The organism is Erythrobacter ani (assembly GCF_019204025.1).
GTDB classification, from domain to species: Bacteria; Pseudomonadota; Alphaproteobacteria; order Sphingomonadales; family Sphingomonadaceae; genus Erythrobacter; species Erythrobacter ani.
On record NZ_JAGSPB010000001.1, the window covers coordinates 1134655 to 1146770 of the forward strand.

At 61.5% G+C, this 12116-nt stretch carries 10 protein-coding genes; 4 read left to right on the forward strand and 6 right to left on the reverse strand.

What is annotated here, in order from left to right; genetic code table 11:
• Positions 1–26: 26 nt before the first annotated feature.
• The 6 genes from KCG45_RS05465 to KCG45_RS05490 form a co-directional block, all read right to left on the reverse strand.
• Positions 27–539 (reverse strand): DUF1993 family protein, encoded by a 513-nt coding sequence (locus tag KCG45_RS05465; protein ID WP_218316054.1) that lies wholly within the window; start codon positions 537–539, stop codon positions 27–29.
• Between the two features lie 90 nt (positions 540–629).
• Positions 630–2240 (reverse strand): cisplatin damage response ATP-dependent DNA ligase, encoded by a 1611-nt coding sequence (locus KCG45_RS05470; protein WP_218316055.1) that lies wholly within the window; start codon positions 2238–2240, stop codon positions 630–632.
• Positions 2240–3271, reverse strand: a complete 1032-nt coding sequence (locus KCG45_RS05475; protein WP_218316056.1) for a ligase-associated DNA damage response exonuclease — start codon at positions 3269–3271, stop codon at positions 2240–2242. Before KCG45_RS05475 ends, KCG45_RS05470 begins: the two co-directional genes overlap by 1 nt.
• 34 nt (positions 3272–3305) lie before the next feature.
• On the reverse strand, positions 3306–5408 hold the full coding sequence (locus KCG45_RS05480) for an alpha/beta hydrolase family protein (RefSeq protein WP_218316057.1): 2103 nt from the start codon (positions 5406–5408) through the stop codon (positions 3306–3308).
• A 71-nt stretch (positions 5409–5479) separates the two neighbouring features.
• Positions 5480–7888: an ATP-dependent Clp protease ATP-binding subunit ClpA gene (gene clpA, locus KCG45_RS05485; protein WP_218316058.1), complete on the reverse strand. Its 2409-nt coding sequence runs from the start codon at positions 7886–7888 to the stop codon at positions 5480–5482.
• 123 nt (positions 7889–8011) lie between these two features.
• A complete protein-coding gene (locus KCG45_RS05490) occupies positions 8012–8215 on the reverse strand; it encodes a DUF1192 domain-containing protein (protein ID WP_218316468.1) in 204 nt (67 codons plus the stop codon).
• A gap of 98 nt (positions 8216–8313) precedes the next feature.
• Here KCG45_RS05490 and KCG45_RS05495 point away from each other — a divergent pair, with 98 nt between their 5' ends.
• From KCG45_RS05495 to KCG45_RS05510, 4 genes are all read left to right on the forward strand, one after another.
• Positions 8314–9336, forward strand: a complete 1023-nt coding sequence (locus tag KCG45_RS05495) for an NAD(P)H-quinone oxidoreductase (RefSeq protein ID WP_255547963.1) — start codon at positions 8314–8316, stop codon at positions 9334–9336.
• On the forward strand, positions 9329–9946 hold the full coding sequence (locus KCG45_RS05500) for a glutathione S-transferase family protein (RefSeq protein WP_218316059.1): 618 nt from the start codon (positions 9329–9331) through the stop codon (positions 9944–9946). Before KCG45_RS05495 ends, KCG45_RS05500 begins: the two co-directional genes overlap by 8 nt.
• 133 nt (positions 9947–10079) lie before the next feature.
• The gene (locus KCG45_RS05505; RefSeq protein WP_218316470.1) at positions 10080–10952 is read left to right on the forward strand and encodes a UDP-2,3-diacylglucosamine diphosphatase; all 873 of its coding nucleotides are present in this window, start codon (positions 10080–10082) and stop codon (positions 10950–10952) included.
• Positions 10952–12019 carry a glycosyltransferase family 4 protein gene (locus KCG45_RS05510; protein ID WP_218316060.1) on the forward strand — a complete coding sequence of 356 codons (1068 nt, stop codon included), beginning with the start codon at positions 10952–10954 and terminating at the stop codon, positions 12017–12019. The genes KCG45_RS05505 and KCG45_RS05510 overlap by 1 nt, the downstream gene beginning before the upstream one ends.
• Positions 12020–12116: the final 97 nt, after the last annotated feature.

Consider the following 12116-nt stretch of genomic DNA (forward strand, 5'->3'; position numbering starts at 1 on the left):
AGAACGCCGTCGCCGCTGACTAACGCCTAGCTGGGGCCCTTCGTCATATAGGGCATCATGTGCGGCATGAAGTCGATCTTCCCGATATCCAGTCCCTCGCTGCGCAGGATCGCGTACGCGGTGGTCAAGTGAAAATAGAAATTCGGCAATGACCAGTCGCGCACATATTGCTCGGCCGCCATGGTGAATTCCATTCCATTAGGCAGGTCGAGCACGATTTTTGCGTCGGGTGCGACGAGCTCGTCCGGAGTGACGCTGTCGAGCAGGGCGGCGGTTTTGGACAGCGCGTCTTTCGCTTCGGCCAGGGTTGAGGCATTTTCGTCGAGCGACGTGAAGCTGCGATTTGTCAGCCGGGGCAGAGCCTCTCCGGGGAGATTGGCGACGAAACGCGCCTGATTGGCAAACGGATGCATGTCGTCCGCCAACCGCGCCTCCAGCAAGGCATCACCCTTCGAATGCACCTCAGCCTTGGTCAGCAAGCCGATCATGGTGTCAATGCGGGAGCGGTAAACGGCAATCGATTGGTCGTGGAGCGTCATGTGGGCCTCTCCGGCTGGGTTAGTTTCGAATTGCAACGTATCACGATGCAAGCAACCATCAAGCGAAAAGGTGCGACGGGCTTTCGCAGGTCAGTCCCGGATCAGCGCCCTGAGACTTTCGATCCGGTCGGCCTCGTGCACCGGCTTGTCCCAGCGGATGCGGTGGATACGGGGAAAGCGCATGGCGAGGCCCGATTTGTGCCGCTTCGACGTGTGGACGCTGTCGAACGCGACCTCGAACACCAGCGTCCGTTCGACCTCACGCACCGGGCCGAAACGGTTAAGCGTCGTCTGTCGCACCAACCGGTCGAGCTTTTTCAGTTCGGCATCGGTGAACCCCGAATACGCCTTTCCCACCGGAAGCAGCTCTGCGCCGGTATCGGGGTCGCCATCCCAGCAACCGAAAGTGTAGTCGGAATAGAAGCTGGACCGTTTGCCGCTGCCGCGCTGTGCATACATCAACACCGCATCGATCAGCAGAGGGTCACGCTTCCACTTGTACCACAGGCCGACCTTGCGCCCGGCAATGTAGGGACTGTCGCGGCGCTTTAGCATCAGGCCTTCGATTGCATCGTCGCGTGCGCCTTCGCGGATTTCGGCGAGATGTTCGAAGTCCCGGGCGTCGACGAGCGATGACAGGTCGAAATGGGTATCCGGCAGGCGCGGCATCAACGCTTCGAGCGCGGCCCGCCGCGTGGTCCATGCCTGTTCCCGAAGATCCTCTCCCTCTACGATCAACACATCATAGAGGCGCACGAAAGCCGGAGCCTCGGCGAGCATTTTCTTGCTGACTGTTTTGCGACCCAAGCGCTGCTGCAAAGCGTTGAAACTTGCCGCTCCACCTTGGGTCTTTTCGTTTTCCGGGCCGCCCTGTTGCGCACCGCGAACCAGCAGTTCGCCATCCACCACCGCGTCCATCGGCAGAACATCGAGCAATTCGGGAAACGTCGCAGAAATGTCGTCGCCCGAGCGTGAATACAGCCGGGATTCGCCGCCCACCCGAACGAGCTGGATGCGAATGCCATCCCATTTCCATTCTGCGGCGTAATCAGCGACATCAACCTCGGTATCTTCGAGCGGGTGGGCCAGCATGAACGGGCGGAACCGCGGCCGGTTGGATACGTCGGGCGGATCGCCGCCGTCAGCTCCCCATGCGAACAGTTCGGGGTAGGGCGCTTGCAGGGCGTGCCAATATTCCTCGACCTCATCGACCGATACATCGAATGCCTGCGCGAACGCCGTCTTCGCCAGCCGCGCGGAAATGCCGATGCGCATGCCGCCCGTCGCGAGCTTGATGAGCGCGAACCGGCCATTGGCATCAAGACGGTCGAGCAGTGCGGGCAGTTCCTTTGGCGCGGTGTTGCGGTTGAGCGCTCCGAGCATCTCCACCACTTGCGAAACGCTCGGCACGTTCCCCTCGCGCCTTTCCGGTTCCGGCCAAAGCAGGCTTGCGGTCTCAGCCGTGTCTCCCACGAAATCGCGGCTGAGCGTCCAGAGCACCGGATCGACCCGATCTTTCATCAAATTGCGGATGGTCGAGCTCTTGACGGCTGGGAAATCGAGCTCGCCTGTCAGCGCGGCCAGTGCCCAGCCGCGATCGGGATCGGGGGTCTCGCGCAGATAATCAGCGATCAGCGCCAGCTTGCGGTTGCGGCTGGTGGTATAGACCAGGGTGTCGAGAAGAGCGGCAAACTCCTCCATCAGTCGTCCTCGTCCTCGCGCCCGACGAGCGCCAGCGCGCGCGCCTTTCGCTGGCCAAGTTCGCACCAGCGCAGCAGCGCCTCTTCGCGGCCGTGGGTGATCCACACCTCTTGCGGGTCGACCTCGTCGATGGTCCGGGTAAGCTCGTTCCAGTCGGCATGGTCCGAGATGACCAGCGGCAATTCGACCCCGCGCTGACGTGCGCGGCCGCGCACCAGCATCCACCCGCTCGCCATCGCGGTAATTGGTTCCGGCAGGCGGCGTGACCACCTGTCATTGAGTGCAGAAGGCGGCGCGACGATGATGCTTCCGCGCATCTCGTCTTTGGTATGATCGGATACGAGCCGCAATTCGCCGAGCTGCACTCCGTGCTCTTCATACAGGCGGCACATCTTTTCCATCGCACCGTGCAGATAGATCGGATCGTGATGCCCTGCCGCGCGGAGTTCCGCGATTACGCGCTGCGCCTTGCCCAGCGCATAAGCGCCCACCAGCACGCTTTTGTCGGGATTGTCGGTCAGCGCCTTTGTGAGCTTGGCGATCTCGTCTTCGATCGGCGGATGGGTGAAGACCGGCAGGCCAAACGTCGCCTCGGTGATGAAGATATCGCAGGGAGTGACCCGAAACGGAGCGCAGGTCGGGTCGGGCCGCCGCTTGTAATCACCGGTGATGACCACGCGCTCGCCCGCATGCTCCAGCAGGATTTGTGCGCTGCCGAGCACATGACCCGCCGGGATGTAGGTCGCATCGACATCGCCCGGCAGGCGGATCGTCTCACCATGTTCGACCGGGATCGCCTTGGTCGGAATTTCACCGCTTTCATCGGCCAAGCCCGTCCGATAACGCAAGGCCATGATCGCCAGCGTTTCAGGCGTGGCGTATGTCTCTCCGTGCCCGCCGCGTGCGTGATCTGCATGTCCGTGGGTGACCAGCGCGCGGTCCACGGCCTTGCCGGGATCGACCCAGCAATCGGCAGGCACGATATGCACGCCCCAAGGTTCGGGACGGATCCAGGAAAACGGGGCGCTCACAGGAGGTTAACACCCTGTGAGCGCGGCCGTTCCGCTATTCGCCCTGTTTGTCGGTCCGATATTTGTCGAACCATTTGATGACCGCATCGGTTTTCGCGGCCAGCTGGCTTGGGGACATCGTGGTATCGCCGTGGCTGCCACCCGGCGTCACGAGCAGCGCGGTGTCTACGCCCAGCAACTTGAGCGCGCCGTACAATTGTTCGGCCTCGCTGCGCGGCGTCCGGTAATCTTCGGCTGCGACCAGCACGAGGGTGGGCGTCTTGATATTGGCCGCAGCGGCCAACGGTGAGCGGGCCCAATATCCTTCCGGATTTTCCCACGGGTTCGATTTCATCCAGTACCGCGCGAAGAACGGATAGGCATCGGCCATCAGCGCCATCGTGGTCCAGTTGATCACCGGTTTGTTCGATGCCGCTGCGGCGAACCTGTCGGTCTTGCCCACCATCCACGCGGTAAGGATACCTCCGCCGGAGCCGCCGGTGATGAAGAGATTATCCGGATCGGCAAAGCCTTGCGCGACCGCAGCATCGACCGCAGCCATCAATTCGTCATCGTTGGGAGCGGGATAGGTGCCGTCGATCCTGCTCAGGAAATCGGCCCCATATCCGGTCGAACCGGTCGGGTTGGTGAACAGCGTGGCATAACCGGCATTCGCGTACAGCTGATAATCGCTGGAGAAATGCGGACCGTAGGAGGCATGCGGGCCGCCGTGGATTTCCAGCACCATCGGAACGCGCGTCCCTTCGACGTAATCGGGCGGCAGGACGATCCAGCTGGGAATCTCCGTCCCATCGGGCATCGTCACCGAAATCTCGCGCGTTTCGCCGAGCCGTTTGCCCGACAGCTTGAGGTCGTTGAGCGCGGTAAGCTTGCGCGCGTTGCCCCGTCCTAGAACCGAGATATCGGTGGGCCGCACCGGACTGCCCGAAGTAAAGGCGAGCGTGCCGCGGTCCGAAACCGACCATTGCCCGCCAACATAGGGGCGGGTGTATCCGGGGCTGGCGATTCGCGCATCGAGCGGGCTGACATTTCCCGCATCCGATATCTTCGCGACGCGATAGAGGCCTTCATCCTCGTAGCCTGCGAACAAGCCGGCCTCGGTCCATTCGAGGCTGTCGAACGAACGGTCGAAACCGGCGGCAATGCGGCTCTTGTTCGAACCATCGGCGTCCATCAGATACAGTTCGGCCTGATGGGCGTCCTTGCCCCGGTCATCGAACCCGAGATAGGCGATCCGGCGTCCATCGGGGCTGACCTGCGGCGCGAAATCAGGACCTTCGCGGGTGGTCATTTCGGTGATGTCGCCTGACGCCAGGTCGATTGCATAGATTTCCGTATCGAGACCGGCGAGTTCCCAGTTCTCGTCGCGATTTCCGCTTATGAGTATTGTTTCTCCGTCGGGCGTCCATTCGAGTGTGCCCGAATGATCACGGTCACCGAAGGTCAGTTGGCGTGGCGCGCCGCCGGTTGCGGATACGAGGAATATCTGGGTGAAACCGGGTTTCAGATATCCGGCGCCGTCGAAACGGTATGTCACCGCATCGGTGATGGAGGGCGGCGCTTTCCATTCCGCGCCTTCGGGTTTGGCGGGCGCGCTGCCGAGGCTGACCGGCTTTCCCGGCACTCGTGCAGTGTAGGCGATGCGCGAGCCGTCGGGCGACCAGCTGATGCCGCCGGGGGATTCTGGCAGGGCGGTGATATTGGCGCTGGCCCCGCTGTCCATCCAGCGAACATGCAGCTCAGGTCCGCCGCCGCTTTCGGTCGACACATAGGCAAGGCGCGATCCATCTGGCGACCAGCGTGGGCTGAAATGCGCGCCTTCGCCGGTTACGAGCGGGGTTTCCGCGCCGCTAGATACATCCACAAGCCAGATCGAGCTGACGGCACTATCGGTCATTATGTCGTTGGTGCGCCTGACATAGGCGACCTGCGATCCGTCGGGACTTATCTGCGGATCTGTTGCGGTCGATAGTCCGAACAGGTCGGCGCCGGTGAAGTAAGGGCTCGGAGCGGAACTGTGTTCGTCCGCTCCCTCGCGCTCGTCCGCGGCCAGCGGGCTGGACAGGACGAGCGCCCCGGCCAGGACTGGTCCTGCAAAGACTGGCCCCGCAAGGACGGGAAGTGTGCGTGCAAACATAATCGGCCCCCAAATTGCTTTGGGGGCCGATCAATCACATTGGCGCGGAAAAATCCAGTTAGGACGCGCTATCAGTTTTCGCTGTCACCGCCGCCGGAACTGTCCGAAGCTTCCGGATTGGCGCCCGTATCCTTGGCCGGGGGGGCTTTCTTTGCCGCCGGTTTCTTCTTTGCGGGTGCCTTGCGTTTGGGCTTCGCCTTGGGCGGAGCAGGCGCCAGTTCGAAGCTGGGCTTGCCGTCTTTCACCGTGACATGCACCTCCCCGCCATCGGCAAGTTTTCCGAATAGCAGCTCCTCGGCCAGCGGCTGCTTGATCTTGTCCTGGATCAAGCGGCCCATCGGGCGCGCGCCGTAGAGCTTGTCATAACCCTTGTCCGCCAGCCACGTACGCGCGTCGCTGTCGAACTGGATGTGGACGTTCTGTTCGGCGAGCTGGAGTTCGAGCTCGAGGATGAACTTGTCGACCACGCGGGCGACGGTGCTCTTGCCGAGATAGGCGAAGGGCACGATCGCATCGAGACGGTTGCGGAATTCGGGGGTGAACATCTTGTTCACCGCTTCGGTCCCGGCGTCCTCCTTGGACACGTCGCCAAAGCCGATGCCGCTGCGCGCCATGTCGGATGCGCCCGCATTGGTCGTCATGATCAGCACGACATTGCGGAAATCGACCGTCTTGCCGTGGTGGTCGGTCAGGCGGCCGTTATCCATCACCTGCAGCAGGATGTTGAACAGGTCCGGGTGCGCCTTCTCGATCTCGTCGAGCAGCAGCACGCAATGCGGATTCTGGTCGACTGCATCGGTCAGCAGGCCGCCCTGATCGTAACCGACATAGCCCGGAGGCGCACCAATCAGGCGCGAGACGCTGTGGCGTTCCATGTATTCCGACATGTCGAAGCGCTTGAGCTCGATCCCCATGATCGAGGCGAGTTGGCGCGCGACTTCCGTTTTACCGACACCGGTCGGGCCGCTGAACAGGAAAGAGCCGATCGGCTTGTCCGGATCGCGAAGACCTGCGCGGCTGAGCTTCATGGCGGTGGAAAGGCGCGTGATCGCCTCGTCCTGACCGAACACGACATGTTTCAGATCGCGGCCGAGATTTTCGAGCGCTTTCTTGTCGTCTTTCGATACCGATTTCGGCGGGATCCGCGCCATGGTGGCGATGACCTGTTCGATTTCCCTTGCGGTGATCTTCTTCTTGCGGCGGCTCGGCGGTACCAGCATCTGCATAGCACCGACCTCGTCAATCACGTCGATCGCCTTGTCCGGCAATTTGCGGTCATTGATATAGCGCGCGGACAGCTCGACCGCGGTTTTGAGCGCATCGGGCGTGTATTTGACGTTGTGATGTTCTTCGAAAGCGCTGCGCAGACCTTTCAGGATCTTCACCGTGTCCTCGATCGTCGGCTCGTTCACGTCGATCTTCTGGAACCGGCGCAGCAGCGCGCGGTCTTTTTCGAAGTGGTTGCGGAATTCCTTATAGGTGGTCGAACCGATGCAGCGGATCGTGCCGCCCGACAGCGCGGGCTTCAGCAGGTTCGAGGCGTCCATCGCCCCGCCGCTGGTCGCACCCGCACCGATAACGGTGTGAATCTCGTCGATGAAAAGGATCGCATCCGGCATCCCTTCAAGCTCCGAGACCACCTGCTTCAACCGTTCTTCGAAATCGCCGCGATAACGCGTGCCGGCCAGCAGCGCGCCCATGTCGAGCGAATAAATGACCGCAGGCTCCAGCACTTCGGGAACGTCACCCTCTACGATCTTGCGTGCAAGACCTTCGGCAATGGCGGTTTTACCAACCCCGGGGTCGCCGACATAAAGCGGGTTGTTCTTTGAGCGGCGGCACAGGATCTGCACTGTCCTGTCGACTTCGGGACCGCGACCGATCAGCGGGTCGACCTTGCCGTCCTCGGCTTTCTTGTTGAGGTTGACGGTAAACTGGTCGAGTGCGGTTTCCTTTTTGGAGCCGCCATCTTTCTTGGTCTCTTCGGCATCACCCGGCGTTTCTTCACTGCCGGTCGGTTGCTTGGATTCGATCTGACGGCCGCCTTTGCCGATGCCGTGGCTGATGTAGCTCACCGCATCCAGCCGGCTCATGTCCTGCTGTTGCAGGAAATACACGGCGTAGCTGTCCCTTTCGGAGAACAGGGCGACCAGGACATTCGCGCCGGTCACCGTGTCCTTGCCCGATGACTGGACGTGCAGGATCGCACGCTGGATCACCCGCTGGAACCCGGCGGTTGGCTGCGGATCGGCGTCGTCCTCCGTCTTGAGCGACTGGTATTCCTGATCGAGATATTGCTTCACGACCTCGCCCAGTTCCGCCAAGTCCACGCCGCATGCCGCCATCACCTGCGCCGCGTCCTCATCGTCGATCAGGGCGAGCAGCAGATGTTCGAGCGTCGCATATTCGTGACGCCGTTCGGACGCATTGCCGAGCGCGTTGTGGAGGGTGCGTTCAAGGTTTTGGGCAAAACTGGGCATCAAGAAATCTCTAGCAGAGGAAGGAAGAGGGATTGCTAATCGAGAAGGTAAAAAGCGATTTTATCACAATATGGGTTTGGCCGCGAAAATTGCGAATCCGTGATGAAGTTACACCGCCGCGCGTCATTCGGATTTACTGCTGAACAGCGCGTCTGCGGCGGCGCGGTGGGCGGAGGCTTTGTCGCGGTGGGCTTTCACCCGGACAATTTCCGCTTCGAGCAAGGTTACCCGCTCATCCAGTTCATCCTGCGAATAAGGCGCAAGGTCTTCCGAGCTGAGCTTGCCAGCGGCGTCGCCTTTCGGGCGCGGAAGGTCTCCGTCATCCATTGCCACGAACATCGCAAGCCAATCGGCTTGCTGTCAATGCGCGAGGCAGGTAATTGCGGCGCAAGATCGCTGGAAATTGGGGTAAACGGGGCAAATCGATGGTTTTGAAACGGGCGGCAGATCTTCCCGAAAGGATGGACGCGATCGGGTTCGCGTCGCCGGGCGGTCCGGACGTGCTCGGCCTGGAACAGGCCAGCATGCCTGATATCGGGCCCGGCGATGTGCTAATCAAGGTTGCCTATGCGGGCGTAAACCGGCCCGATTGTATCCAGCGTGCCGGGCATTATCCGGCACCGCCCGGTGCGTCGCAGATCCTTGGGCTGGAGGTTGCTGGCGAGATCGTCGCCGTGGGCCGCGAAGTTCCATCGGAAATGATCGGGCAGATGATCGCTGCGCTTACGCCGGGCGGGGGATACGCCCAATATTGCACCGCGCCGTGGCAGCATTGCCTGCCCGTGCCCGCCGACATGAATCTCAAAGCCGCAGCCGCGCTTCCCGAAACGCTGTTTACCGTCTGGCACAACGTGTTCGAGCGCGGATTGGCGCGTGATGGCGAACGCTTGCTGGTGCATGGCGGGACATCGGGCATCGGGACGATGGCGATCATGCTCGCCAAGGCATTCGATATCGAGGTGATCGTTACCTGCGGAGACGAAGCGAAATGCGAAGCCGCGCGCCAAGTGGGCGCGGACCTTGCGATCAACTACAAGGAAGCCGATTTCGTCGAGGCGGTGAAAGAGTATACCGGGGGTAAGGGCGTGGACGTCGTGCTCGATATGGTCTCGGGCGATTACGTTCCGCGCAATCTGCAGTGCCTTGCCGAAGATGGTCGCCATGTGACGATCGCCGTGCTTGGCGGGGCGAAGGCGGAGCTGTTCATGCCGATGGTGATGATGCGGCGCCTCACACTGACCGGATCGACCCTGCGCCCGCGCTCAGATGCGTTCAAGGCGGCACTGGCGGATGAGATCGCCGCAAACGCCTGGCCGCTGTTTACAAGCGGCGAGCTCGCGCCGGTGATGGATAAGACCCTCCCGCTAGCCGAAGCAGCGGCAGCGCATGCCAGGATGGAAGCAGGCGAACATATTGGTAAGATCGTACTGGAGGTGGACCATGGCTGAAACACTGACTCTTCACGAAGACCCCCGGAGCGGCAATTGCTACAAGATCAAGCTGACGGCCGCGCTGCTTTCGATCCCGCTGGAAACGCGGCAATACGACATCCTCAAAGGAGAAACGCGCACTGACGCGTTCAAGAGCAATGTCAACGCGCAGGGTCGCATCCCCGTGTTGCAGATCGGATCGCGTTACCTGCCGGAAAGCAACGCGGCCTGCTGGTACCTTGCCGAAGGCACGCGGCTCGTCCCGGAAGACCGGTTCGAACGCGCGCAGATGCTGCGGTGGATGTTTTTCGAACAGTACAGCCACGAACCCAACATCGCGACTTTGCGATTCTGGTGCAGGTTCGTCGGCAGCGAGAATCTCTCCGACCAGCAGCGCGAGCAGATGATGACGAAACGGATCGCGGGCGAAGACGCGCTCGCGGCGATGGAGGATCACCTGAAAGACCGCGACTGGATGGCCGGGTCCACTGCGTCACTCGCCGATGTGGCGCTGTTCGCTTACACGCATGTCGCCGACGAGGGCGGGTTCGACCTGTCGCGCTTCCCGGCGATCGGCCGCTGGATCGACCGGGTTCCGACGCTGGACGGGTTCACCCCGATGACCTGAGCGGCCCCAGGCCGTCTTACGTCTTTCGCATTTACACAAAACCGTCACCGCCCTGTGAATCGGGTGTCACATTCGGCTGCCAGAAAGGATCGGCAGATGCGATGCCGAGAGGGGACGTCCCGTGACCGACTTCATGCTTTCCAGCTTGCCGATTTCAGAACCAAGTGTTCCTGAGCCGTCACATCAAATCCGTGCGCGCTACCGCACGATCTGGATCAGCGACGTCCATCTGGGGACCAAGGGTTGCAATGCCGAGATGCTCATCGATTTTCTCGATCGCACCGATAGCGAGACGATGTATCTCGTCGGCGACATCATCGATGGCTGGCGATTGAAAAAGAAGTTCTACTGGCCATCTTCCCACAACGACATCGTCTGGCGGATTATGAAACGGGCGAAGCGTGGCACCCGGATCGTCTACATCCCCGGCAATCATGACGAGATGTTTCGGCAATTCACCGGGCTCAATTTCGGCGGGGTCGAAATTCGCCGCGCCGCTTTTCATGATACAGCCGATGGCCGTAGGTTGATGGTTCTGCACGGCGATGAATTCGATGCCGTCATGCTGTCGCACCGCTGGCTCGCTTTCGTCGGGGACTGGGCATATCATGCCGTGATGAAGCTCAATTACGTCGTGAATGTCACGCGTAAGCTTGCCGGGAAACCGTACTGGTCGCTGTCGAAGGCTGCCAAGCACAAGGTCAAGAACGCCGCCAATTTTATCTCGCGCTACGAGGAGATCGTGGCGAAGGCCGCTGGTGATCGCGGCGTTGACGGGGTCGTTTGCGGGCACATCCACACCGCAGAAATGCGCAGCTTCGACCACGCGGGACGAGCGGTAGAATACTGGAATGACGGCGACTGGGTGGAGGGGTGCAACGCACTGGTCGAACATAACGATGGCCGCATGGAAATTCTGAACTGGCCGGACGTGATACGGGAGCGCGAACGGTGCGAAGAATTGGATCGCGCCGGCGCACCCGAGACTACGCGGGAGGCTGCGTGATGCGGCACGCATCGCCGGCCCCGCAATCGGTCGCGATCGTCACGGACGCCTGGCACCCGCAAGTCAACGGGGTGGTTCGCACACTCGCGGTCACAAGCGAAGTGCTGCGTCAATGGGGTCACGATGTGACCGTGATCTCGCCGCAGCAATACCGGTCCTTTCCCGCGCCGACTTACCCCGAGATTCGGTTGGCGCTCACGTGGCCGGGCGCTGTCGGTCGGCAATTGCGCAAGATCGCACCCGATGCGGTGCACATCGCCACCGAAGGCCCGCTAGGTTTTGCTGCGCGCCGATATTGCCTGGCGCGCGGAGTGCCTTTTACCACCGCCTACCACACGCAATTCCCCGAATACTTCGCGCGGCGTATCGGGCTGCCGGCGAAGGCTTTCTGGCCCTATATCCGTTGGTTCCATCGCCCCGCCCAGCGCATCATGGTCGCCACCGAGAGCATCCGCGATCAATTGCGGCAGCAGGGCCTGACCCATCTCAGCCATTGGGGACGAGGGGTCGATCTGGCGAGTTTCTATCCCGGCGCGCCTCCGCCGCCTGAATACGCCCGCCTTGACAGGCCGATCCAGCTGTATGCCGGACGCGTCGCCGTCGAGAAGAACATCGAGGCGTTTTTGGCTTCCAGTCATCCCGGTAGTAAGGTTGTCGTTGGAGATGGCCCCTGCCGGCGCGATCTCGAAACGAGATTTCAGGACGCCGTCTTTCTCGGCAAGCGCACCGGCACCGACCTGGCCGGATGCTACGCGGGTGCGGATGTCTTCGTGTTTCCGAGCCGTACCGATACTTTCGGCCTCGTCATGATAGAAGCTCTGGCTTGCGGGACGCCAGTTGCCGCTTTCCCAGTGCCCGGGCCGGCAGATATCCTCGACTGGTCGGTCGGGGCGATGTCAGAGGATCTGAACGGTGCGATTGAGATAGCGCTGACACGTGACAGGGCTGCCTGCGCCGCTTTCGGCGCGGGCTTCACATGGGACGCGGCGACCCGGCAATTCCTGAGCGCTCTGGTCGCATTGCGCCACGAAGAGTGCCGCCTGCTGGTCTCCGAACCGGCGATGTGATTGTCAGATCATCGCTGCGCGCAGGCCGCTGATTGCGCGGATACTGCCAATTGGCTTGCCGTAAGGCAGCCTTTCGCCTATCTGCAATGGTGCAACG